This is a genomic window from Desulfobacca acetoxidans DSM 11109 (assembly GCF_000195295.1).
Classification (GTDB): domain Bacteria; phylum Desulfobacterota; class Desulfobaccia; order Desulfobaccales; family Desulfobaccaceae; genus Desulfobacca; species Desulfobacca acetoxidans.
Map to the genome: position 1 here is coordinate 247,298 of NC_015388.1, position 25,667 is coordinate 272,964.

At 54.1% G+C, this 25,667-nt stretch carries 16 protein-coding genes; 12 read left to right on the forward strand and 4 right to left on the reverse strand.

The features are described from left to right. The first annotated feature begins 68 nt into the window (after window positions 1-68). The 3 genes from metK to DESAC_RS01025 all read left to right on the forward strand — a co-directional run bounded on the left by metK (window position 69) and on the right by DESAC_RS01025 (window position 3,312). Window positions 69-1,262 carry a methionine adenosyltransferase gene (gene metK, locus DESAC_RS01015; protein ID WP_013705214.1) on the forward strand — a complete coding sequence of 398 codons (1,194 nt, stop codon included), beginning with the start codon at window positions 69-71 and terminating at the stop codon, window positions 1,260-1,262. Between the two features lie 206 nt (window positions 1,263-1,468). Continuing rightward, window positions 1,469-2,620, forward strand: a complete 1,152-nt coding sequence (locus DESAC_RS01020) for a BtaA family protein (RefSeq protein WP_013705215.1) — start codon at window positions 1,469-1,471, stop codon at window positions 2,618-2,620. Next, the gene (locus DESAC_RS01025) at window positions 2,620-3,312 is read left to right on the forward strand and encodes a class I SAM-dependent methyltransferase (protein WP_013705216.1); all 693 of its coding nucleotides are present in this window, start codon (window positions 2,620-2,622) and stop codon (window positions 3,310-3,312) included. The genes DESAC_RS01020 and DESAC_RS01025 overlap by 1 nt, the downstream gene beginning before the upstream one ends. A gap of 22 nt (window positions 3,313-3,334) precedes the next feature. On the opposite strand, the gene DESAC_RS01030 is transcribed toward DESAC_RS01025, so the two are convergent. After that, window positions 3,335-4,864 carry a sigma-54-dependent Fis family transcriptional regulator gene (locus DESAC_RS01030; RefSeq protein WP_013705217.1) on the reverse strand — a complete coding sequence of 510 codons (1,530 nt, stop codon included), beginning with the start codon at window positions 4,862-4,864 and terminating at the stop codon, window positions 3,335-3,337. 345 nt (window positions 4,865-5,209) lie between these two features. Between DESAC_RS01030 and mscL the strand changes: the two genes are divergently transcribed. Then, complete coding sequence (gene mscL, locus DESAC_RS01035; protein ID WP_013705218.1) at window positions 5,210-5,662, forward strand: large-conductance mechanosensitive channel protein MscL; 453 nt, start codon at window positions 5,210-5,212, stop codon at window positions 5,660-5,662. 70 nt (window positions 5,663-5,732) lie between these two features. Beyond that, complete coding sequence (locus DESAC_RS01040; protein ID WP_148231157.1) at window positions 5,733-6,347, forward strand: M23 family metallopeptidase; 615 nt, start codon at window positions 5,733-5,735, stop codon at window positions 6,345-6,347. A gap of 137 nt (window positions 6,348-6,484) precedes the next feature. Here DESAC_RS01040 and treY read toward each other — a convergent pair whose 3' ends face one another. From treY to treZ, 3 genes are read right to left on the reverse strand one after another with little or no spacing between them, the layout of a single operon-like run. Beyond that, window positions 6,485-9,346, reverse strand: a complete 2,862-nt coding sequence (treY, locus tag DESAC_RS01045) for a malto-oligosyltrehalose synthase (RefSeq protein ID WP_013705220.1) — start codon at window positions 9,344-9,346, stop codon at window positions 6,485-6,487. A gap of 19 nt (window positions 9,347-9,365) precedes the next feature. Continuing rightward, on the reverse strand, window positions 9,366-11,798 hold the full coding sequence (locus tag DESAC_RS01050) for a DUF3536 domain-containing protein (RefSeq protein WP_013705221.1): 2,433 nt from the start codon (window positions 11,796-11,798) through the stop codon (window positions 9,366-9,368). Continuing rightward, a complete protein-coding gene (treZ, locus tag DESAC_RS01055) occupies window positions 11,795-13,642 on the reverse strand; it encodes a malto-oligosyltrehalose trehalohydrolase (protein ID WP_013705222.1) in 1,848 nt (615 codons plus the stop codon). Before treZ ends, DESAC_RS01050 begins: the two co-directional genes overlap by 4 nt. A gap of 585 nt (window positions 13,643-14,227) precedes the next feature. Between treZ and DESAC_RS01060 the strand changes: the two genes are divergently transcribed. The 7 genes from DESAC_RS01060 (at window position 14,228) to DESAC_RS01090 (ending at window position 25,417) form a co-directional block, all read left to right on the forward strand. Further along, the gene (locus DESAC_RS01060; RefSeq protein ID WP_013705223.1) at window positions 14,228-14,830 is read left to right on the forward strand and encodes a tetratricopeptide repeat protein; all 603 of its coding nucleotides are present in this window, start codon (window positions 14,228-14,230) and stop codon (window positions 14,828-14,830) included. A 9-nt stretch (window positions 14,831-14,839) separates the two neighbouring features. Further along, window positions 14,840-15,055, forward strand: a complete 216-nt coding sequence (locus tag DESAC_RS01065; RefSeq protein WP_013705224.1) for a hypothetical protein — start codon at window positions 14,840-14,842, stop codon at window positions 15,053-15,055. Window positions 15,056-15,156: 101 nt separating this feature from the next. Beyond that, the gene (locus DESAC_RS01070) at window positions 15,157-17,304 is read left to right on the forward strand and encodes a CHASE2 domain-containing protein (RefSeq protein ID WP_013705225.1); all 2,148 of its coding nucleotides are present in this window, start codon (window positions 15,157-15,159) and stop codon (window positions 17,302-17,304) included. Between the two features lie 357 nt (window positions 17,305-17,661). Continuing rightward, window positions 17,662-18,159 carry an SH3 domain-containing protein gene (locus DESAC_RS14870; RefSeq protein ID WP_013705226.1) on the forward strand — a complete coding sequence of 166 codons (498 nt, stop codon included), beginning with the start codon at window positions 17,662-17,664 and terminating at the stop codon, window positions 18,157-18,159. Further along, window positions 18,156-19,031, forward strand: a complete 876-nt coding sequence (locus DESAC_RS01080; protein WP_013705227.1) for a M48 family metalloprotease — start codon at window positions 18,156-18,158, stop codon at window positions 19,029-19,031. Before DESAC_RS14870 ends, DESAC_RS01080 begins: the two co-directional genes overlap by 4 nt. 288 nt (window positions 19,032-19,319) lie before the next feature. Beyond that, a complete protein-coding gene (locus DESAC_RS01085) occupies window positions 19,320-22,007 on the forward strand; it encodes a PD-(D/E)XK nuclease family protein (RefSeq protein ID WP_013705228.1) in 2,688 nt (895 codons plus the stop codon). Next, window positions 22,004-25,417 (forward strand): UvrD-helicase domain-containing protein, encoded by a 3,414-nt coding sequence (locus tag DESAC_RS01090; protein ID WP_013705229.1) that lies wholly within the window; start codon window positions 22,004-22,006, stop codon window positions 25,415-25,417. The genes DESAC_RS01085 and DESAC_RS01090 overlap by 4 nt, the downstream gene beginning before the upstream one ends. Window positions 25,418-25,667 lie beyond the last annotated feature (250 nt).

The following is a 25,667-nucleotide window of genomic DNA, read 5'->3' on the forward strand; positions in this document are numbered from 1 at the left end:
ATCTCGGATTAGCTTCGGATCCTCATCCCTCAGCTCCCTTTTGAACTATTCTCTTGCGGGAGATGCATATGAAAAAAGACTTCATGTTTACTTCCATGTCTGTGACCGAGGGGCATCCGGACAAACTCTGTGATCAGATCAGCGATGCCATTGTAGACGCCTACCTGGAACAGGATACCTACGCCCGCATCCGGGCCGAATGCGCCGTATCCACCTCGATCCTGTTTATTTCCGCCCGCTTCAGTTCCACCGCCAAAGTCGATATTCCGTACGTTGCCCGGAAGGTCATCAATCAGATCGGCTATGTGGAGCATGACTTTGACGCTAAGTCATGCAGCGTGCTGACCAGCTTGCAGGAATTTCCGCCCGATGAACTTACTATCTTTAAAGAACAGAAGCTTTCAGAAGAGGAGTTGGAAAACCTCCCAGGCCGACATCAAGTAACCGTCTTTGGTTTTGCCTGTGATCATACCCCCGCCCTGATGCCGCTGCCTATCTGGTTGGCCCATAAACTGGCTAAAAGAATCATTAAGGCCAAACGCCATAAGGACATCCCCTATCTTTCTCCGGATGCCGCTACCCAAGTTGGTGTGGAGTTTCGCAACCGTCGTCCTTTCCGGATTCATAGTATCACTATCATTGCCAGTCAGAATCGGCCAGTGACCATTCCGGCGGCAAGATTAGCGGCTGACATCAAAGAACGAGTTCTGCTCCCGGCCTTTGCGGATGAAGAGATCAAACCCGATGATCAGACGATAATATACATCAATCCGGTGGATCATATTATGGTCGGCGGTCCGGCGGTGCATTCCGGCCTTACCGGACGTAAGAATGCCATTGACACCTACGGGGAGTACTCCCGTCACAGCGGCGCTGCCCTGAGCGGCAAAGACCCCTTGCGCATCGACCGGGTGGGGGCCTATGCGGCCCGCTATGCCGCCAAGAATGTCGTGGCCGCCGGACTGGCGGCGGAATGTGAGGTACAGCTCAGCTACTCCATCGGCCGCTCCCGGCCGGTAAGTATCCAGGTAGAGACCTTCGGTTCCGGCAAGATCGCCGATTCCAAGATTGCCGCGCTGTTAGAGCAGTATTGCGAATTCCGATTGGCTGGTATCCTCAGAAACTTTAACCTGAGATTCCTGCCGGCCTTGACTAAAAACGGTTTTTACCGCAAACTGGCGGCCTACGGCCACGTAGGTCGGCTGGATCTTGAACTGCCCTGGGAAGCCACCGACAAAAAAGAATTGTTCAGTAATCCCTAAAGCAATACCGTTTTCGGTTTCTGATTTCTTGTTGGTAATTGTCATTCTTTAAAAAGCAGCCGCAAATTATGGAAGTAAGCTAGCAGTGACTGTACGGTTCCAATCTGTTCGACTCGGAACTAGGAACTTATTTTCTGATTAATATCAACATAGTATATAAATTATCGGCTTCAATTCAAAGGAAACCTGATTTAAGGAGTTGACGTGTGTTTAAAGGCACGGCGCAGCAATTTTTTGACCTGATTCACGGACATCGCTTGATCTATAATGCCTGCTGGGAAGATCCGAGGATAGACCGTCAGTTGCTCAGATTGGAGCCGCAGAGCGAGCTGGTGGTCATTACCAGCGCCGGTTGCAATATTCTGGATTATCTCCTGGATTCGCCTAAAGAAATTCATGCCGTGGATGTCAACTATCGGCAGAACGCCCTGCTGGAGTTTAAACTGGCTCTCTTCGCCAGGGGTAATTTTGAAGACCTCTTTGCCCTGTTCGGGAATGGGGGGATTGAGAACTATCAAGAGATTTACCGGTCGGTGCAGGAAGATTTATCACCCGCCGCCAGGAAATTTTGGGATAGGAAAATCAAATACTTCAGCCTGGGGGGGGTAAGAAGGTCCTTTTATTGGCGGGGGGCGGCTGGCGATTTCGCTTGGCTGATGCGGCTCATCCTGTTTGGCAGGGCAAAAAATAGCCAGACGGCGCTTGAATCCTTCCTCAACAGCAAGACCCTGGAGACCCAAAGGCGTCGCTACGAGCCACTGGGGAAAAAGCTCCACCACAGAGCGGTTTCCTGGCTGATTCGCCAGCCCTGGTGCCTGGCACAGGTGGGGGTGCCGAAAGCGCAGATAAATCTTCTGAATCGGACCCACCCGCAGGGTATAAACGGATTCGTTCAGGAAAAAATACGGCGCGTCATGACCGAAACCCCTATCCGGGAGAACTATTTCTGGCGGGTTTACCTTACCGGTTCCTACATCCCGGAATGTTGTCCGAACTATTTAAAGCGGGAAAATTTCCGGCAGATTCAGGCCCAGATCGCAAGGGTCAAACTCTATAACAGCACCTTAACAGAATTTTTGAAGAGGCATCCAGGAAGCTACAGCCATTTTGTCCTACTGGATCACCAAGATTGGCTGGCCCGGCATCAACCCCAGGCCCTGGAGGAGGAATGGCAGTATATCTTCCACAACAGCCGTCCCAGGGCAAAAATCCTGATGCGGTCAGCAGGCCTTGAGTTGGATTTTTTGCCTCCCCGAATACGGTCCCGGCTGCGCTTCTTTCCAGAACGAACCTTCCCGTTGCACGCCCAAGATCGGGTAGGAACCTACGGCAGTCTCCACCTGGCCCAGGTACAATAATGCCCAGAACTTCAGAGTTTCCAAATAGCGACAATCTGGCCGCATTAGTGCGCTACTATCGCTTTCATTCCCGGATTTATGATGCAAGCCGCTGGTTGTTTCTTTTCGGTCGCAGCCGACTCATCCAGATGCTTCCCACCTATTGCCAACCGAACCACATCCTGGAGGTCGGCTGTGGCACAGGGAAAAATCTATTGCATCTGCACCGGATATTCCCCAATGCCAGCCTTGCCGGATTAGATCTGAGCCCCGCCATGTTGGACCGGGCCCGGACCAAAATGGCCCGTCAAGACCATGTCCCTGAGTTTATTCAGCAAGCCTACGATCGGCCAATAGCGCCTGACGTTCCTTACGACCTCCTGGTTTTTTCCTATACCCTATCCATGTTCAATGCCAGCTGGCGTCAGGCCATCGGCTCGGCGTATGCCGATCTACGACCGGGAGGGGCCGTCGCCGTGGTTGACTTCCACGATTCGCCCGTTGCCGTCTTCAAAAAATGGATGGCCTGCAATCATGTCCATATGCAGGGTCATCTCCTGCCCGAACTCCGGTCCGGTTTCCATACCCGGTTCTGTGAGATTTACCCCGCCTACGGCGGCCTCTGGACGTATTTTCGGTTTATCGGGGAGAAGGTTGAAAGGCCTTTTTCTGACGTCGGCTCTCTAATATCTAAGACAGCCGGCAAGACCTAAAAAACTGGCCAATTTCAGGCTTCTAGTGGGTTTTATACTGTTTGGGGTTGATCTTGTAATTCTTGATCTTATAGCCCAGGATGCGCAGACTGGTATCCAGGTATTCGGCGGCCTGGGTCTGGTTTCCATGGGAAACGCGCAGCGCTTCGATAATCATTTCCTTCTCCAGGTGTTCGATGGCCGCAGCCAGAGATGTGTTCTTGCTGCCCTCAGAGCGGTCCGGATTCTGCAGACTGGCCGGCAGGTGGATGGTCCGGATAGTTTCTTCGTCGCAGACCAGCAGGGCCCGCTCGATCACATTTTCCAACTCCCGGACATTACCGGGCCAGTGATACTGCATCAACAGATCAATCGCCGGCGCCGAGATGCGTTTAGTATTTTTATTATTCTCCTGACTATATTTCTGGAGGAAATATTCGGCCAGGAGGATAATGTCGGTCTGCCGCTCCCGCAACGGCGGTAGATAAATCGGAAAAACGTTCAGCCGGTAGTAGAGGTCCTCTCGAAACGAGCCATTTGCCAGCAGTCCTTCCAGATCGCGGTGAGTAGCGGCAATGATGCGCACGTCCACCTCCATGCTTTTAACGCCGCCGACGCGAATGAATTCTCGCTCCTGGATAACCCGCAAGAGTTTGAGCTGTACGGTGGGGCTCAGGTCGCCGATCTCATCCAGAAAGATAGTGCCGCGCTGGGCCAACTCAAACCGACCCATCTTGGCTTGGGTGGCGCCGGTAAAGGCCCCCTTTTCGTGTCCGAAGAGTTCGCTCTCTACCAGGGTTTCGGGCAGGGCGGCGCAGTTGACGCGAATGAAAGGTTTGCGGGCCCGTTTGCTGTTGTAGTGAATGGCGCTGGCCACCAGTTCCTTGCCGGTGCCGCTCTCTCCGCGGATCAGGACGGTGGCGTTGCTTCCCGCCACGCGCTGAATCATCTCAAAGACCTGGCGCATCTTGTTCGAATTGCCGACGATATTGTCCAGGTTGTATTTGTCCTGCAACTCCTCCCGCAACTTCAGGTTCTCGGCCTGCAGGCGTTGTTTTTCCTGATCAATGAGCATCAGGTTGTTCACCGCCTGAGCGATGACTGAGGCGATAATGGTCAGGAGCTGCAGGTCGGCGTCCAGATGAATTTCCTCCTGGTATAATCGGTCGACGCTGAGCGCCCCGATAGTCTGTCGGCCGATCTTAATCGGAACGCAAATAAAAGAGATGTCCTGTTTCTGGAGATCGCCGCGGGAGCGGGTGCGATTTAAAAATGTCGGTTCCTGGCTGATCCGGGGGACAATAGCCGGCTCACCGTTTTCGACGACGCGGCCGGTAATGCCTTCGCCTAATTTATAGCGTCCCCGGCGGCGGGCTTCTGACGTCAGGCCATGGGCAATTTCAATCTGTAGTTCTCGGGTGTCGGGGTTTAAAATCGTAATCGTTCCCCGATTCATCCCCATGCCGTTGGCCAGGATGGAAAGAATTTTCTGCAAGCCGCTTTTTAAAGATCCGGGCCGGTTAATGGCCTGAGTAATCTCATAGAGACAGCCTAAAGATTCGGCTTCCAACATAAAACCGCTACTCCCGGAAGGTCTAATGAAGTTAAATTTTCTGCTACAACTAAAAAAATGATTTCTTTTCCCCCCACGTCTGGGAAAAGAATAAGGTACTGCTGATTCTCTGAATTTCTAAGATTATTATAGTCGTTATTACATTTTTGTCAACCGGACCCGAAATCAGCGGCTTTCATTAAGAAGTTCCCTGGCGCCGGTTGATTCCTCAGAGAAAATAGACGGAAGTTTATGGCATCTCTGGTCAAAAGTCTTGCAAATCAGAGGTAGAAAAGGTTAAATTAAACCGGTAAATAGATTACATAATATTTATTATTTCATAGCTATTTTTCTGAGAGAGGTTAAATGTTTAAGGATTTTAGGGAATTTGCCATGCGCGGCAATGTCGTCGATATGGCGGTGGGCATCATCATCGGTGCGGCATTCGGAATCATTGTTAAGTCATTGGTAGATGACGTTATTATGCCGCCCATCGGCATCCTCTTGGGAAATGTCGATTTTTCCAATATCTTTTTAGTACTCAAAGAAGGGAAAGTGGCCGGTCCCTACGCTTCGGTTGCGGCGGCCAAGGAGGCCGGAGCCGTTACGCTTAATATCGGGCTCTTTGTCAATGCAGTGATAAATTTTCTCATTGTTGCTTTTGCCATTTTCATCCTGGTTCGGGGAATGAATAAACTTAAAAAGGAAAAACCGGTTGATCCCACCACGAAAGAATGTCCCTACTGTTTTTCGACGATTCCGATTCAAGCCAGCCGCTGTCCGTATTGCACCTCTGCACTGACTACGAGTCCGGAATAATGTAAGCAGCCTGTCCCGTCAGAGGGTAATCTCGCTTTCATTTCAAAAATAGAGGGGGAAAGTGAAGTTTTTGCCTAAGATTAGTGGTCGATTTTTCGATTACCTGCTAATCGGTAATGCAGAAAGCTTAGCTGATTTTCAATGGTGGCTGTTTCATCCGGGCATGTTGTTTCAGTCCCGAACCCAATGGTGGGGGAAGCGGGGGCCTAGAAACCGGCCTCATGAGGGCCTGGACCTTTGCTGCTATGCCAATGCCACGGGCCGCAATGGAAGAGTCGGCCAGGATTTTTGTATTCCGGCGACATTTACCGGTCAGATTGTCAAAATTGAGGACGATTTTTTAGGAAAATCCATTTATCTCGGTCATGGTATATATTCTCCTAATGGCAGACAATTATTTACGGTGTATGGCCATACCACCCCACGGGGTTTGCTGACGGCAGGAGACAGAGTGGCCGAAGGGGAGATTATCGGGGCAGTTTCGGTGTTGGCGAAAAAAGCCCTGGTTCGGCCGCACTTGCATCTGACGTTGGCCTGGATCCCGCCCGCCGTGCCGGTGGACCAGCTAAGCTGGCAGAACCTGGGCTCCGATCCAGGTATAACCCTTATCGATCCGCTGATAGTTTTTCCGACTGCTTATCGAATCATCGCTGCGAAAGAGGAGGGTACGGTAGATTTCCTTTAATCCGCTTGCCTTTCTGATGGCTCCAATCTGTTCAACTCGGAACTTATTTGCTGACTAAACACGGATTCTTTCTGTAGCGGCAAATCTGGTATCCGCCCTCAGCAACTTATTTTCCGGCTAATAGGTCAGGGGATGACCTATTGAGCGACGCCCCGCAAGAGCGCCGCCGGCAACTGGCTAAAGACTGCCGCCAGAGGCAGGAGGCGGCCCGCATCGGTCAGGCGGCACGGCCGCGAGACCCCGGTTATTTCATCCCGCCAGCTATCCGGCGCCTCCTGGGGCAGGATGAGATGCGTATCGCCCCAGACCTTTTCTCCCAGAGGCCAGGTTTCTGGTTCAGTGAGCCGGGAAAAGAAGCGGCCGGCCAGGGTAAGAACCCACTGCTGGTCCAGGCGGCGGGCAAAGGCAATGACGTGTTCCTGACAGGTGCCGGCGACTGACAGTGGCAGATATTCTCCCCGGAGGAAAAGTTCGCGGTGGGTTTTACGGACCTGTAGCGCCTGGTAAATGAGCAGTAATTTTAGTCTGCCATCCCGCCAAGCGGTCAGGAGCTCGTGCAGTACAATCTTGTCTTTTTTGGACTCTCGAAGTTTTAATGTCGACAGGAGTTTTTGCCGGTGCTTAAAATCAACCGGCCGGCGGTTGTCCGGGTCCACCAGGCTGAAATCCCAGAGCTCGGTTCCTTGGTAGAAATCCGGGATTCCCGGAGAGGTCGTTTTTAGCAGGACCTGGGAGAGAGAATTCAAGGCGCCGTAAAACGCCAGGCGTTGTTGGCAGGCCAGAAAGTCGGGCAGGAATTGATTGGCTGCCCCCTCGCTCAGGATGGCCTCGGCAAATTCAATAACCAATTGCTCATACTTCGGATTTGGGTCCACCCAGCGGGAGTGGACCTTGGCTTCCCGGATTGCTTTGATGAGATATTGTTTCAATCTCTCTTTAAAATCGGGAATTGCTTGCGTTTGCAGGGGCCAGGCCCCCAACATGGTCTGGTAGAGGAAGACTTCCTCGTTGGCGTCAGGAACCTCCTGGCCGTTGAACACGGCCTTACGGGGTTTATTCCACTGTCGCCAGCGGAGCAGGCATTGGTGCCAAAACTCCGGCATCTCGGTCAACACATTGAGTCTGGCCCGAACGTCTTCACTACGCTTGGTGTCATGCGTGGAGGTGGCGTTGAGGGTGACCGGCCAACGACGCTGTCTGGCCTCACACCAGGCATGAAACTCCCGGATCCCGACAGCTCGCCGCAGGCAGCCGACTTCATTTAAAGAAATTAGAGGATTATAGACATACGCAGCCGTGTCCTCCAATCCCTTGGCCATGACCGGACCGGTGAACTGCTGCCACTGGCTGACGAACCGCAGCCAGTTTTTTTTCTGGTTTTCAGGCAATCCGGGTGCATATTCCTGCATCAAAACGCGACGGAGGAAGGAGAGAGCCGGCTCTTTCAGAGCAGGACGTTTTTGCCCGGCTTCGGTCAGGGCCTTTTCCAAATATCCGCAGTCAACCGATGATACTTCCTGACTAGAGATATAGGTGCGATAAACCGGCAGGCAGGCCGTTACTTCGATTAAGGCCTGCAAGAGGTCCTGGCGGGAGCAATCCATAGCCTGGCGATCTTTCGAGGCGAGCATGAGCAGGTGTTCCTCCAGATTCCTGACCTCGCCGCCGAAAAGCGTTGCCATAATTAGTTTCTTCTTGTCGTAGACTACATCTTCCCAAACCGCCTCGAGGCCGCAGACTGCGCGATATATCCGCTCAACTTCCCCCAGGCCGGATTCTACCAAGAATACATTATTGAGGATATTGAGGAAATCATAGCCGGTGGTCCCGGCTATGGGCCAGGCGTCCGGCAGGTTTTCCTGATCTTCGAGGATTTTTTCGGTCACTAGATAGAAAAGTTTCCCTGGTTCGCTGTTCTTGATAGCTTGGAGGCGGTTCTGCAGACGGTGCAGGTACCCCTCCGGATCATACAGACCGTCAACATGGTCCAAACGCAGGCCGGTAATCTTGTCGTCCTCTACTAATTTAAACAGCAGATGGTGAGTAGCATCAAAAACCCGGGGATCTTCCACTCTTATACCGATGAGATCATTGATGCTGAAAAAACGCCGATAATTAATCATCTCTAAAGACACCAGCCAGCAAGCCAGGCGATAGGGTTGCACCCGTAAGAGGTTGTCTAAAAGATCAAAGCTGGCCGGATCACCCCGGCGGCCATTGAATTGACGCAAATTCTCGCTGATAAAGTCCTTGAGGAGAGGGGAACTCTCCCGAAGCAGCCAGAGGCTCTTTTTGATGATTGTGCTCCAATGTATCCGCTCCCGTTTTTTCTTGGCGCTGGGGGCATTACGGGGAGGGAGATTGTGAATGAGGCTGATGGTCCCGGCAAGGCGGATAAAATCCGGATTGTCCTCTCCCAAAACCGGTTTCAATTCGTCCAGACGATAGGTCAAAAGAGAAAGGTAAGTTTTTGGGTCCAAGGGGAAGGCGTGATCATAATATCTGACCACAAAGCCATTTTCCGTCAGCGCTACGGATAGCTCCTGATCTTCAAGACACTGTCCGTAAGGGCGGCCCAGGACTGGAAGCAGAATTCTATTTTTAAGGGTTCGATAGGGGGGATCCCATTCTAGATCAAAAAATACGGCATATGGAGAACTCGGCCCGTTTTCCAGCACCTCCTGCCACCAGGGGTTGTCCCGGCTCAGGGCCATGTGGTTGGGGACCACGTCAAGTAAGAGCCCCATACCAAGGGACCGCACCTTTTTGCACAAGGAGTCAAAGGCCGCCTTCGGTCCCAACTCGGGATTGAGTTCCAACGGGTTGGTCACTGAATAACCATGCAAACTGCCTCGCCGGGCCTTGAAGAGGGGAGAAGTGTAAAGGTCGGTTATACCGAGATCATTCAGATATGAAACGACGCTTGCAGCTTGGGAAAAATTAAAGTTGGCGTTTAACTGTAAACGATAGGTTGAGGCCGGAGTCCGGAGAAAAGTCATAGTGTGCTCCCGGGAGAAATCAGCTAGAAGGTATAGCCATCCCTAATTTTTTCCCTAAAGACTTGAAATGGTCCACCCATATATGGTCGGCTTCCTCCCCGCGGGTGGCCCGCCAGAGTACGGTTGGAAAGATGGTGTGGAGAATTTCGTAGTAGGTATTCTGTACCGTCCAGAGATTCACCTCAAAAGGAAGGCAGATCGCCAACTCTACGATAGCCTCAAGCCGGGTTAAATAATCTAGTTCGGCGGGGTGATGACGAAATGCCGCCGCCAGACGCTGAACCGTCTGGCGAAGGACATACTCCAAGGTAGCTGCGTCAATCTGGACATCGAAGACGCGGGCATCATTGAGCAGACTGCCTATGACCTCCATGTCCGGGGCTTCAGCTTCAAGTGCCTGGCGTAGATTCCAATTAATCACCAGTTCGGCCGTGGCCAGATAGCCTTTGGGCAGAGGGGCGCGGAGTTCCGTAAAAAAGCGCATCAGGGGCACATGGTATTTATAAACCTGTTGATAGGTGCCTTGGATTTCTCGCAATGAGGATGCCACGATCTGCTGCAGGACTTTACGTTGTTCATCCCGGAAAAGATGGCGGAGTGAATAGGTCGAGGCCCCAAAATGGCGGTCAATCCGGCGGATGGTTTCTGGAAAATCAGCTCCGGCAAAGGTCTTGGTCATTTCCCGAGTCATCAAGGAATATGCCTTCTGACCCTGAAAGAATCTCACCCCACCGCAAATATTGTGGTCACCGAAATGCAACACAGCAAAACTGATATCCCCGGAATGGAGGGTGATTCTGGAGGATACCTCAATTCTTCCAATAACCAGGGTAGCTTTGCCAGCTTCGGCACGGCGATAATCTCGTCTGTGAATGTCATAATAAAAAATCCGGTCCTGTTCGCCGTAGTCTTCAAACAGTGAACTGATGGCATAATGAGCACCGACATCCAGAAGGCCCACTGCAGCCGGTTTGACAAATTTCTGGTAAATGCACCGCCCATCGGCATGCTCGGCGATATTACCCTTGGCCAGCTCCAACCGAGTCAGAAAACCTTCTTCCAGATCGTCAGCGGACAGTTCCTGGGCTAACTGAATAGCGCGGCCGGCGTACTGAATGACCTGAACTGTTTCGATGCCCGAGAGTTCGTCAAAAAACCAGCCGCAACTGGTGTACATCAGTTGGGCGCATCTTTGGATCTCGAGCAGGCGCAAAACCTCTGTTATCTCCGATTGGTCCAATACCTTGAGGGCGTGATGTTCCAGGAGGGATTGGACGCTTTCAGGGGAGCGGCTGAAAATAACCTCTAGATAGTCATTCCGGGCGGCCCAGGGATCCTTTAGCAGGACTGAAGCTTTTTCCTCAAAGAGGTTAATAAGATGATCTCTCAGCCAATCGAGCGCCTCCCTGAGAGGTTGGCGCCAGCCCTGGTGCCAACCGGGTTTAAGACCGCTGTTGCAGCCACAATCACGCTTCCACCGCTCAACCCCATGGATACAGCTCCAGGAGGAATTCTCAAATATCTCCACTTCCATGGCTGGTGGGTATTTTTCTAAGTATTCTCCATAATTAATCAGCCTGACATTGTCAAAAGCTTCGATATATTCGAGGGCATACGAGAGGGCCATCTCTCCGTGCCGATGATGGTGGCCGAATGTCTCGCCGTCAGTAGCGATATGAATCAGTTGGGGCCAATCTCGTTCCGGGGATAAAGCACTAAGCAACCGCTCTGCCAGATATTCGCCTTTGGCCAATAAACCTTCAAACGCAACGGCCCGAGAGATGGGACCATCATAGAAAAAGAGGGCAATTTCGCGTCCCGAAGGTAAACGCTGCAGATATGCCCTGGTTGGATCGATCCGTTCACCGCTGACCTCTTCCCATTCCTCCCCGTTGAGGAGACGGACCCTTTTGGCCTGACGGGGCGCCAGGATGGTGAATTTAATCCCTGCTGCGGCTAAGATATCCAGGGTTTCCAGATCAACGGCGGTCTCGGGCAGCCACATGCCCTCCGGTTGGCGTTGAAATCGGTTTTCGAAGTCGCGAATGCCCCACACTACCTGGGTGTATTTATCCCTGGTGTTGGCCAGTGGCATGATGAGATGATTGTAGCATTGCGCCAGGGCTGAGCCATGGCCGGAGAATTGCTGTTGACTGATGCGATCCGCGAGCAGGATGCTTTCGTAGACTGCAGGTGTCTTCTGTTCTAGCCAGGCCAGTAGGGTGGGGCCGAAATTGAAACTTATCTTTGCATAATTATTTGGGATTTTAATAATATTGCCGAACCCGTCCAGGATGCGGGAGGCGGTGTTGGGGGCGTAACATTCAGCGGTGATGCGCTCGTTCCAATCGTGATAGGGATAGGCTGAATCCTGCAATTCGATGTCTTCCAGCCAGGGATTTTCTCGCGGCGGTTGATAGAAGTGGCCATGGATACAGATATATTTTGTCATCGGCTAGTCCCTTCCTGACTATAGACCATACAGGCATGCGAAGAAATCACCAGATTATGACGGTGCGGGGAGTTGCAGGTTGCCGCAAGGTCAATGCCAGGACCGCCCCAGCGCGACTCAGCGGAGGCCAGGCGAAGGCGCCAGGTACCTGCCGGTAGCTGAGGATCGAATACCTGCGGACGGTCGCTGAAGCCGAAGAAGACCCAGTAGTAGTGGTTATTTCTGCTATATTTAAGGCTTAAGACGGCTGCCGGCTGCAGCATCTGCACCTCAGGATAATAGCTTCCTAAATCTACTGTGGCTATCATCTCCCGGCGGATTTCCAATAACTTCTGATAATACTGCCAGAGGTACCGACCTTCGGGTTGCTTGAGAAGGCCTATCTCCAGGCGGCTGCGTTCGAAGGTTTCAGATGCCTGAGGATCGGGGGGGGGCGATTCCCAGTCGAAATGGGCGAATTCCTGGGCTCGGCCTCGGCGTACTGCCTCAATAAGGTCCGGGTTGGTATGGCTGATAAAATATAAAAAAGGGGCTTTTTCGCCATATTCCTCACCCATAAAGAGGAGAGGGGTAAATGGTGAGAGGATTACCGCCGCTGCAGCCAGTTTAAGCGCTTCGAACGAGACGAGTTGACTTAAACGCTCACCGTTCAGGCGGTTGCCGATCTGATCGTGATTTTGGGCGAAGGCGATAAAACGGTAGGGCGGGATAACTTGGGAAGAAGAGCCGTGCCGCCGTCTTCGGAAGGTGGAATATTGTCCGGCGTAGACAAATCCCTGCCGATAGGAGGCTGCCAGGTGTTCCCATCCGCCGAAATCCTGATAGTAGCCGCCGGTTTCCCTCGTGAGCAGGGTGTGCAGGGCATGATGAAAATCATCCAGCCAATGGGAATCCAGACCATAACCCCCTATTTCGGACGCCTGAAGGTGGCGGACGTCATTCAAGTCGCTTTCGGCTATGAGATAAACCCGCCGTCCTAGACGAGCCGCCTGCAGATGGACGGCCTCGGCCAGTTCGGCGAGGAAGGGCTGGGCTGATTGATCTATGACGGCATGGAGGGCATCCAGGCGTAGGGCATCGATGTGAAAGTCGGTGATCCAGTAAAGGGCATTGGAAATGAAATAGCGTCTGACTTCATCTCCTCCGGGGCCGTCAAAATTGATCGCTTCACCCCAGGGCGTTTGGTAGCGCTGGGTAAAATAAGGACCAAAATCCCTGAGATAATTTCCTTCCGGCCCCAGGTGGTTGTAAACCACGTCCAAGATCACCGCCAGACCTCGCTGGTGGCAGGCATTTACCAGTCTTCGCAGCGCCTCGGGACCGCCATAGGAATACTGCACGGCAAAAGGAAAAACGCCGTCATACCCCCAATTCCGGCTGCCGGGAAACTGCGCCACGGGCATGAGTTCTACAGCGGTGACGCCCAGCTCCTGCAAGCATTCCAACCGGGGGATAACGGCATCGAACGAACCCTCAGGAGTGAAAGTCCCCACGTGGAGCTCGTAAATTACATAGTCCGTCAGAGGCGGCCCTACCCAGGCATGATCATTCCAGGGGAATTCCAGGGTTACAACCTCGGAGGGACCATGAACCCCTTGGGGTTGGGAACGGGAGGCCGGATCAGGGCGGTCTACCTCGCCATTCAAACGGTAGAAATAGAGACTGCCGGGCGGGATGTCCCCACCTTGGCCACAGAAATAGTCTCCTTCCATTTGCAGCGGCAGGAGGCGTTCTCCGGGGGTCAGCAGGAGAACCTCAACCTGCTTGGCGTTTGGCGCCCATACCTTAAAAGTGCAGTGATTATTCTTTAGATAAACAGCTCCCAGCTCTGCCGGCAACCTCATGCAACACCTCGAGTAATGGAGAAGGCCGGGCCAGAGAAAGGAGGTTGAGAAGAAAAATTATCTTACGCCAGAAAAAAGGAAAAATACCGTTGGAGATTGAAAATTACCGTGTGGGCTGATGATGGTTTGACTCGTCTATAACTTTCCAACCGGAAATCTGAGAATTAGTTGGCCTCCATCCGGAAAGTCCTTTATTTGGGGAATGTCCCGTGTAGAGGCAGGGTAGCCCCGCCCCTGCAAAAAAGATTTCCGTTTTCCCTTGGTGCTGCAAGGAGCACCACCGCAGTTTCCGGATGAACGCTCGTTGGAGTGAAAGACCCTGTTCTTTTACTTCTTCCTCCTTAAATAATCTCTCAATTTAACCACGGCCTCGATTTATTATAGCAGAAAATAACAAAAAAGAACAACTTTTCAGGACTTACTAAAAGTGAGAGCTGAATGCCGGAAAATCATTGACGCATTGGGCCGTGATGGGATAATAGTTTCCTGTGGCGGTTTTTTTGATCGTCAAGCCACCGAAAGCCAACGGGTGAACCTCCACTTGCTGAAGGCGCCTGAAAGAATCTCTTGTCAGAGGATAATCAAATGCCAAAACTGGTCCTATTGCTGATCTGGTCTATGATTATAATTTTCGGATGTGGTGGTACTGAAGTGATTGAAGTGGAAGAACCGCCGTCACATAAAATGGAGGAACCGGAGCCGGCCCCATCGCCCACCCTCGTAGGTGATAAGGCTAAGCTCCGAGAACTTGCCGATCGGAATGTGGTGAGCGCCGATGAGGTAATCACGCTAAGCAATCGGATGCTGCAGGAAGATATCGCCATCGGTTTGGATGACCAGACGCTCGATACCCTGGAGAAAGTCTTACTAACGTCCCTGCCGCAATGCGGCAAAGATTCACAGGCGGTAATGCAACGAAACCTGGGTATCACTTATTATTACAATAAACAATACCGTAAGGCCCAGCAGGTGTTGCAATGCGCCAATGAGACAAATCCGCGGGACGCCCGCACCCATTATTATCTGGCCTGCCTGTTCAACCATCAGGCTAAGCTCTCTGCCGCCAAAGGCCATCAAATCAAGGCCAAAAGACAGCAAAAACGGGCCCAGATTGAAATCGATGCAGCCCGCAAAATCGATCCAGGCAATCCCTTGTACCGCAAAACCTTATCATTATCAGGAGAATAATCTTCCCATATGAGAATTTCCTGCCCCAATTGCGGCAACGATACTGAATTCTACGAAGTGGCTGAGGAGGTAACTATTACCACTTATTATGTCCAAAATGAAGACGGCAGTTTTACTTCAGTAAACGACCGGTCTGAAATTTTAGGCGAGGTAAGATTTTTCTGTGGCGAATGTCATCAGGAGATCAGTCAGTTCCACGACCGTTTTCTGCAGATGCTTTTTTAGTGTCAGGTTTTGGGGCAATAACGGAAACAGAGAACAGACTCTTTTAGACGCCCACCTTAGGTAGGACCAAATCTAGGGTTTTACTGACGTAATGCTATGGCATGAATTACCTCCCTGTTTATACTGTCTGGGCAAAACTCAAAGCCGTTGCCGCCCTCTCCGGCATTGTTTTCGTTCTGTCGCTGGCCTTGGATTATTCCGGTCTGTTGCAGCCATATTCTTTAAAAACTCTGGATATCCTTTTCCGCCAGGTGCCTTTGCCGGCGGCTGACCAGAGAGTCGTAGTTATTGCTATCGATCAACCGGATATTGATTTTTTTCAGGAGCAGGGCATTGGCTGGCCCTGGCCGCGGGAGCTGTATGCTCCTATTCTCGACTTCTGTCGCCGAGGTGGGGCCAAGGCGGTGCTCCTGGACCTGCTTTTCACCGAAACCTCATTTTATGGTAAGGAAGACGATCGAAAATTTGCCGACGCTATTGCTTCCAGCGGAAATGTCTTCCTTCCCTTCTTCCTGTCGCAACGATCCAAAGAGCCGGAATCAAGCCAGGATGATATTCTGCGAAAATCCGGTCTGACCATCACGGGTGTGCCGCCGGCTATTCCTAAACAGTACCAATCCCTGCTGCCGCCCATCCTATCGTTGACTACTGCGGTTCGGGGACTAGGTAACGTGGAGAGTTCCCCGGATACCGATGGCGTCTTTCGCCGTCTGCCCCTGGTCGTCCGTTTTAGAGACCGCTGGCTGCCAACATTAGCCTTTGCGGCCTTTAAGCAGATGCAGGAACCAGGTCCCTGGAAATTTGATAATGGGGATCTGGTCCACGGTTACCTGCGGATTCCGCTGGACCGAAACGGCAATCTGCTGCTCAAATTTCGAGGTCCCAGCCGGAGTCATACCCGGTATAGCGCCGCTAATGTCATCCAGTCGGAAGCTCGCTGCCGCCATGGCCTTTCCCCGATATACCCCCCGTTCGATTTTACAGGTAAATGGGTTCTATTGGGCACGACGGCTCCGGGTCTTCTGGATCTCAAGCCATCTCCCCTGGCTCCGGTTTATCCTGGGGTGGAGCTGCATGCCACCCTCTTGGACAATCTGCTGCAGGAAGACTTTTTGAGAGTTGTTCCCTCCTGGATCCTCTGGACCTGGAGCTTGATCCTGATGAGTGGCATCACCGTGTCGATCCTGTTTGCCAACCGGCTCGCCGTTATCCTGTCTTCCCTGCTGTTTTTCGCCCTCCTGCATATTTCTCTGAGTGCGATGCTTTTCTGGCAGAGCTGGTTGCTGCCGCCGGTCTTGCCCGCCGCGGCCCTGGGTCTGGCCTCGGTGCTGAGCGCCGCTTTTAGCTACGCCACCGAGGGCCGCCAGAAACAGGCTATTCGGACAATGTTTTCTCATTATCTGTCCGAAGGAGTTATCAACCACCTGTTGCAGCATCCGGAAAAATTGAAATTAGGAGGCGAGCGCCGCCGTCTGACCCTGTTTTTCTCCGATCTGGCAGGGTTTACCACCTTATCCGAACGTCTGGCGCCGGAGGTGGTGGTTACTATCCTGAATGAATATCTTTCCCGGATGACCGATATTATCCTGGAGGAGCAAGGGGTAGTGGATAAATTTGAAGGCGACGCCATCATGGCTTTCTGGGGGGCGCCGCTGTTTCAGGAAGACCACGCCCGGCGAGCCTGCCGGGCCGCCCTGCGCCAACAGGCGGTGCTGAGAACCCTGAACCAGCGTTTCAGTGAAAAAGGTTGGCCACAACTCCACTGCCGTATCGGTCTGCACACCGGGGAGGCCGTGGTGGGCAACCTCGGTTCCCGCAAACGCTTCGACTACACGGTTATCGGCGATACAGTCAATCTGGCCTCTCGCCTGGAAGGTTTGAACAAATTTTTCGGCAGTACTATCCTGGCCAGTGAAAGTACGGTCCAGGAGTGTCAGGGAAGCATTGAGTTCCTGGAGATCGACCTGGTCGCGGTCAAAGGCCGGAAGACACCGGTGCGGGTCTTTGAACCCCTGGCTCTCAAAGAGGAATTGACCATCTCCCAGGCGAGGGTCCAGGCCGCCTTTGACGAAGGTCTAAAGCTCTACCGCCGAGGCCATTTTGAACAAGCCGCGCTGTCTTTTGAACTGTCCTTGAAATACTGGCCGGAACATGGACCCAGTCAGACATTCCGACGGCGCTGCCAGGAATGGTTGAACAAACCGCCGGCTGCCGACTGGGATGCAGTCTTTCGCCCGGATAAAAAATAAGGTACTACATCAGCAGCACCGGCCGGCTTATTCGTAGGGACGAATCTGGTATTTGTCCCAAGCAGGTGCAGGAATCAGACTCGAGACCTAAAACCAAGAGGCGGTCAATCGGGATCGGAAACGCATCTGCTTTCGACTTGTGTCGGAGCCGGTTTTTGTGGTAGAGATTATGGCAGAGGCCATTCTTTGGAAAACACCAGCAAACCGGGAAAATTATCTGGCGGCAATTTGCCGGCTCCGATGTGTTTAACTTGGAACTCGAAACTTATTTTCTGACCGGAAACCGCAATGTGAGGTACCGGTCCTGTTTTCACTCTTCAAAATCTGATGGTGCTAATTCGCACAGGAGGCGGTGGCGTGCTACGGATTAATCTTGTAAAAGAAATGGTGCCCAAACTGGTGGTATGGGGTATAGCGCTCTGGTTGGCATCCAGTGGCATCGGCTACGCCCAAACCTATAAAATAACGCAATCCAGGCAGGAGATCTTTTCATCGCCGGATTTTGCCAGCCCCTCGGTGGTCACTGCCCCCGAAGGAGCCGAATTAATGGTTATTCAGCAGGCCGGGGAATGGTACCAGGTGGAGTATCAGGGTAAAAAAGGCTGGGTGCATCAGCAGGCCTTTCCGAGCAGCAGAAAGTTCGATCTAACAACGATTCTTCGGGGCCGAGCCGTCCAAGAAACCAAAACTGACGAGGTAGCCCTGGCCAGCAAGGGTTTCACTCCCGAGGTCGAGGCAGGTTATCGCCAGAAGCATCCGACGTTGAATTATGCCCTGGTTGATGAGGTGGAAAAGTTTGGGGTCACGCCCAATAGACTCCAGGCTTTTATCAAGGAAGGGGGATTACAGCCATGAAACGAGGCTTCGGTAAGATGGTTGGCCTAGTGCTAACGTCCCTCTGTCTCTACGGCTGCGCCCAAGTCATTGCCTCCATTCCCGGCGTACCCGAGAGCATCAAACCGGCGGCGGATATCGCCGAGAAAGCCGGGGTTAAGGCCCTCGAGGCCTCCCGGGAAATCAGTGATTCGGAGGAATATTACCTCGGCCGCGCCGTAGCCGCCCGCATCCTGTCGCGCTATCCCCTGTATAAGAATCAAGTATTAACCGCCTACGTCAATGAGGTGGGACAGACCGTGGCCCGTAAATCCATCCGGCCTCAGACTTATAAGGGCTATCACTTTGCAGTGCTGGATAGTCAGGAAGCCAACTCCTTCGCCTGTCCGGGAGGGATCATCTTCATTACTAGAGGGATGATCAAGGCCTGTGCCAACGAAGATCAATTGGCTGCAGTGCTGGCCCATGAGGTAGGGCACATTGCCAATCGGGACGGCATCGCTTCCATCAGCCAGGCGCGCTGGACCGAAGTGGCCACTACCATCGGCACTGAGGCCGCCAAACAATACGGCGGCAGTCTGGGACAGATGGTCAGCCTCTTTGAAGGCTCCATCGACGACGTTTTCAAAACCGTGATTGTCAACGGCTACAGCCGTACCGCCGAGGAGAATGCCGACCGGGAAGGAGTGGAAACCCTCAAACGGGCCGGTTATAATCCTCAGGCTATGGTGGCCATCCTTACGGCCATGAGCACCAAAGGGGGAACTGGTGGCATCCTGGGCACTCATCCGGACGTTAAAGACCGGTTGGCTAATATCAAATTCATTGCCCAAGCAGCCCATACCCGGATGGAACCGGCCCGCAGCAAGCGGTTTAAGGCTTTGAAACTCTAACGTGGTTTGAGGTTTTGAGAGAGGGCTAGGGCTGGCGGATTCTCTATGAAGGCCATTCTTGCAGGAGCGTCCGCACAGCATGAAAACTCCTTCCCAGCAGCACAGGATTTCCAGCCTATGCAACAGTTATTATTTAACTGCGGCGGGAGGCGCTTCGCTTTCCGCCCTACTTTCCTTAGTAACAACCGGAACCAGAAACTTAATTTTCTTTACAGTGAGGATACTTGGCCCCGAGGTGTTTCTTAAGCCGACCCCGAGGTGCAATAGGCTGAACCCCCAAAATTCCGCATGACTATCCCTGGCGCCGCGATCAAAATTTTTCCGACCAGCGCTGCTCTACAGGACTTTCTACTGGCCCAGTCGCCCGGAGCTTTAATCATTGTGCCCCATATGCGGCTGGCGTACCAAGTCTGGCGGCGACAGCGTCTGGCGGCGAGGGCTGCGGGTCGTTTGGCCTGGGAACCTCTGGCCATGACTACCCTTTCGGGTTGGTGGCATCAGCTTTGCCAACAGCTCTGGTTGCCGGTGCAGCCGGCCTCCTATCTGCAACGGATGTCCTGCTGGCTACAGGCAATGGCGGCTGCGCCTCCCCCTGAAGGCGTTGAAGCTGATTTGGCCTGGGCCGCCGCCCTGGATGAAGCACTGGATCTGATCGAGCGGTATCAGATTCCTCCGGCCGCCGGAGCCTACGGGGAATCCGCCCTCATCGCCTGGCGTCGGCCTGTGATTCGAGAGTTCTTGGACCTCCTGAGGCAGAAAGGCTCTATCACCCCCGCCGCCCTGCCGTCCTACCTGCTCCAGGCCCTCCAATCGGGCAGTCTCAGTTGGCCGGAAAAAATCCTGTTGGTGGGCATGGAAACTCCCGCTCCGGTTGAGCAGGAGTGGCTGACTGCCGTAGCACGGAAGTGTCCTCTCATACAGCTAATCCTGGTAGGTCGAGAGGATACGGCCAGGTACGCAATCACCCTGCCGGACCGGCGTCAGGAGATGGATTGGGTGGCTGCCAAGGTCTTGGAACTGGCCGATCAGGAGCAGATACCACTGCACCGCCTAGCCGTTACTGCTCCCAATCTTACCGAGTATCTTCCGGAACTGCGGCGTATCTGGCGGGAATTATTAGGGCCGGGCATGACCCCGGAAGGCTGTTGGTGTAATTTTTCTTTGGGAGATTGCCTGGCCGAGACCCAGATTTTTCACGCTGCCCTGCTGCCCCTGCGCTTTAGGACCTATGGTGAGCTCCGGGAGGACCTGGCCGCCTGGCTGCTCTCGCCCTATTACCAGGAATTCAGTCCTCAGCAGGCCGCGATCCTGCAATGGGACCTGATCTGGCGCCGGTCCAGAATCGCCTATGATTGGCCGGCTCTCCGCCGGGCGGCGTCTGAGGCTGACCGGACGGGATTGGAACCGGCGTTGTTGTCCCGGCTCGATAGGATCATTTCGTGTCTGCCATTGGACCCTGCTCCCGCCGGTATTTGGACTAAACGTCTGCAAGCTGTCTGGGAACAGTCGGGGTTTCCCGGGAGGCTATCGCCGTTAGAGGAACGATCGTATCAGCATCTACAGGAACTCCTCAGGGATCTGACCGCCTTGGAAGGCAGTTCTGAGTTGAGCGGGTCCACCTTGATCGAGTGGCTGAACCTCGGGGCGCGACAGATTGATCTGCCCGGCGAGGGCACTCAGGAAGCCGGAGTCCAGATTTTGGGTCTGCTGGAGCTTCGGGGCCTGGATTTCGACGCTGTCTTCTGTATGGGCCTCAATATGGGGGTTTTCCCGCCGCCGCCCCGCCCCTTGCCGCTGCTCACGGCCTCGGAGCGGGTCCTAGTCTTGGGGGGAACTTACCAGGGCCAACAGCAGTTTGCAGAGCAGGCCTACAGAAACCTGCAGGCCGTCGCTCCCCGTCTGATCTGCACGCGCCCCTTGGTGCAGCAGGAGGAGGAACAAACCCCCAGCTTTTTAATCGATCAGACCTGGCGGCAGGAAACCTGCTCTCCCCTGAGTCGGCCCCATCCGGCCTGGCTGCGCTCCCCGGCAGTCCGGGTAGTTTTTCAGGCCCCCGCAAGTGGGGGAGCCATTCTGAACAAGGAGTTGACGTCTGTTAAACTGCCGTCTGAGATCTCCCTTTCGGCCCTCATGACAGCGCTTGCCTGTCCCTGCCAGTTTTATTTTTCCGTACTTTTAGGCCTGCAGGAATTGCCCGAAATCGACTCCGGACTGCCGCCACCGGAGCGCGGCAGCGCCCTGCATCAAGTCCTGGAGAGGTTTACCCGCCGGTTTTCTCAGGCCATTCAAGAATCCGATCACTGGAACGAGGCTGCGGCATTAAACTGCCTCCAGATAGTCATGGAAGAATTCCAGTCCTGGGCGAAGGCCGACCCCCACTGGCAGGCTGAGTTAGAGCGCTGGCTGGCCCCGGAGGGGGGGGTGCTACGGGAATGGCTCCAGCAAGAGCGGCAGCACTATGAGAACGGCTGGCGCTGGCTGGTAATGGAAGCCCCTTTTGCCGGGCTGCGGCTGCCTGACTGGCCCGGCTCGATACGCGGCCGTATCGACCGGATAGACTGGCATAAGGAACAGGGCTTGATGCTCTGGGATTATAAAAGCGGTAATGTTCCGAAACAGAGAGACCTTGAAGAAGATCGAAGTCAGTTTCAATTGCCGGGCTACCTTCTGGCGGTGCAGCATGGCCTCATCCCGACCCTCCCGCGGCAACAGGCCCGGGCCGGGATCATCGGTTTGAAGTCCAGCCGCCAGGACCATCTCAGGTTTGAGGATTATGGTCTGTCAGCCGGGGATTGGCGACGGCTGCTGAGCCTGAAATTGGCTGCAGTTGCCAAAGTAGGCAAGAAAGTGCAACAGGGAGATTTCCGTCCTGACCCTTCACTGCCCCCGCCCGGGAAAGGCAACTCCTGTACCTACTGCCCTTTTCATCTCCTATGCGGCTATCGGCCTGAGGATGTAGCGGAGGAGGACGAATGACCGCCATGGCGCCGGTGGATCAGCGTGACCGTGAGTTAGCGGTTAATCCTTCATACAGTGTTCATGTCGAAGCACCGGCCGGGTCCGGCAAAACCACCGTGTTGTTAAAACGGTATCTCACCCTGTTGGCCAGAGTGGAGGAGCCGGAAGAAGTTCTGGCTCTGACCTTCACCCGCAAAGCCGCCGGGGAGCTTCGGGCCCGTATCCAACAGCAACTGCAGGGTGGAACTGAGCAACCGAGCGACGTCGCACCTTCTCAACATGCCGTCGAGCTGCGGGAGTTGGCCCAGACCGTCAGCCACCAGCAGGCAGATAAAAAAAACGGTTACTTTGAACGCCTGCAGATTTCCACTTTTCATAGTTTCTGCGCCCAACTGCTGCGACTGGCCCCCCACAACGCCAACCTGCCCCCAGACTTCCAATTGATAGAAGACCGGGAGGCAGATTGGCTTAAAAAAGAAGCCATTGAGCTCATGCGCCGACGGCTGGCCACCCTTCCAGCCAGCGATCCGGTCCGCCAAACCCTGGTGCGGCGGTTGGTGCGGCTAAACAATGACTGGCCCCGCCTGGCCGCCGAACTCCGTGAGTTGCTGTCTCGTCGGGAAGTATTGGGGGATTTCATCGCCCTGGCGCGAGAAAGCCGCGACCCGGAAGCATATAAAGCCATCTTGCTGAATCATCTGATTGAAATCTGGCAGCCCGAACTCGATCACCTGCAGAAGGAATTTTTAGGTTGCGAACTCGGTCGCAACTGGTCGGCTTTTTACCGCTATCTGGCCGATGCCGGAGCCGGCTTGGCCGACGACTTGCCGGAATCCATCCCAGAGGCTCAGGTATCGGCCTTGCCCGATTGGGGGAAAATCGCCAGGGGCCTTTTAACCAAAGAAGGCTCATGCTACCGCACCTTTCCGGCGAGATCAGGTTTCCCAAAAAAAATGCGGGAAAGCGTCTGGGGCGGGTTGCTCCAAAATCTGCCGGAGACGTTGGTGCCGCAGCTCCGCCGGTTGAAGGAGCAGCCCTCGATTCTCTTGCAGCCGGATGAAGTCCCCGCCGTGCAAGACCTTATCATCCTTCTGAATCAGGCGTTAACTGCGTATGAGGAGCTCTGCCAGACCCGGCGGGTGTTGGATTTCAGCGCCTTGGAACAGGCCGCCCTCAACTTACTGTCGGATAAGAATATTCCTGATCTGCTCTGGCGCCTGGACCGCCGCCTGTCCCATCTGCTGGTGGATGAATTCCAGGATACCAGCGCCAGGCAGATGGAGTTGCTGTGCCGCCTGCTTACAGGTTGGAGTGGAGACCTCGGCCGCAGTCTCATGGTGGTAGGCGATCCCAAGCAGTCCATCTATGGATGGCGGCAGGCCAGAGTGGAGCTCTTTTTCCAGACGCGCCGGCAAAAACGGCTGCCCTGTCCCGAAGCGCCGCCATTCACAACCCTCACCCTGAGCACCAATTTCCGATCTACCAGCACGCTGATCCAATGGGTGAATAACGTGTTCGGCCAGACTATCATGAAAGCCGGTGAAAGGAATGGGGTAGAATTTTCAGAGGCTGTAGCCAAACCTGACGCCAAGCAGGGCGACCCGCCGCAACTGGCCCTATTCACTGCCGCTGACCGAAGTTTGGGGCGCAAACAGGAGGCCAACTGGCTGGCCCGGCAGGTCAGTCTGAAGGTGAAGAACATAGCTGCAGGAGAGAGCATCGGCATCCTGCTCTTTACCCGGCGCCAGCTTCCCGCCTATCTTCTGGCCTGCCAGAATGCCGGGCTAAGTCTGCGGGTGCGGGAAGGATTGGCGTTATACGACAGTCTGGCGGTGCAGCATCTCCACAATGCGGTTACTGCCTTGGTGCATCCGCATGATGACATTGCCTGGGCGGGATTGCTTCAGGGCTTCGCCGGGCCGCAGCCGCTCGGTTTCTTGGCTCAAGTGGCGGATTATCAGGAAGAATTCTGGTCAAAGAAGTTAGAGGCCTGTGCCGTCTCGAACGACTGCCCCGCGGAAGTGCGGCAATGGTGGCGAGTCTGCGCCGAGGCCGGAAAGATGGTAGGGCGGGCGCCGCTGCACGAGATTTTGGCGGAGTGGCTGTCGACAGCAGGCGGCTGGGAGCGGATCGCCGCCTGGGAGGGGGCTGCCGGAGTGGCCAATGCCAGAGTCTATCTGGACCTCCTGGCGACTGCCGCGTCGTGTACGCCAGAGGCTACCCTGGCCCGGCTCACCGATCTCTTGACCCAGGCTTTCCAGCCGGCGGATCCCCGGGCGAAGGACTCACCAGTGGAGGTGCTCACCGTACATGCCGCCAAGGGGCTGGAATTTGACCATGTTTTTCTGCCTTCGGGCGATTGGCAGCCACTTTTGACCGGGAAAAGCGATACACCGTTCCTGATGGAGGAAACATCGTCTGCCGGCGGGGCCGTTATCGCCTTAAACTGCGCCTATGCCGGTAAAGAACAGAGCCTGCTTTACCACACCTTGCGGGATCTGGCCAAACAACGCCTGCTGAGCGAGGCTCGCCGGTTATTCTACGTGGCCGTCACCCGGGCCAAGAAATCTCTTCAGATATCGGGGGTGATCAAAACCGATAAGGCCGGAAATTGTCAGTTTCCAGCCAACAGCCCCCTCGGCTGGCTGCGGCAGCATTACCCTGACGGCGAACTATATCCCGGCCAAAAATCAATATGGCAACCGCCGCCCCTGCCGGTGTCGGTTTTTCAGGAAATCTCTGAACTGCTGCTCCCCACCGGAGAGACCAAGACACCGCCATTGCCCTATGATCTTCAACCCGAGCTTTTACCCTACAAAATGCAGTTTCCCTCCCAGCTCTCTGGTTCGGAGGCAAACAATGATTCAGATCAGAGTAACCGGTTTACGTCTGATGAGGATACCGCTGGTGAAGAAATTACCCTGGCCCGACTGCGAGGGGAGATTATCCATCGGTTGTTGGAAACTCTTTCCCGGGGGGTACCCCTGCCCGAACCCGCCGCCGTGGCCTCGGTTCTGCGGTCGGCAGGTGTTTCGGCAGAATACGCCCTGGACTTGGCAGACGAGATGCTGGCTGAAGTCAAGGCCTGCCGGGATGACCCGTTCCTGGCGCCGCTGCTTGATGCAAATCTGCCGGTAGTCCGAAGCGAATGGCTGGTGGAAGCCTGGCAGGACTCTGCCACCATCCGCCGGGGACGGCTAGACCGGTTGGTGTTTGACGGCTACCAGTGGTGGCTTCTGGATTACAAGACCTCGCGTCCCCCCGTCGGCATAGATTGGGAAACATTTCTTGCTTCTGAGACCGACGCATACCGTCCCCAATTGCTGGCCTACCGAGAGCTGGCGGCTCGCTTTTTCCAGCTTGCCTCCCCGGAAATGATCCAACCTGTCCTTTACTTCACTGCCAACCGCCGACATATCTTTCTTTAACGGGCTCCAAGTTGCCGAATATAGCACTTGCCAAAAGTCTGACCGATTGAGATTGAGGGCGGCTATCGTAGAAGTGGGTCTGAGATCCACACCTACAAAAAAACAACAATATTAGGGGTTAGGGTAGGATTGTTCTTCATCTTTTCCTCAACACGCCTAACTGGTACTTATTTTAACCGGAAACCGGAAACTGGACACAGCAGAAACCAAAAACGGTAAGATATTGACAGCTAGTCGAAAAAACAGTACA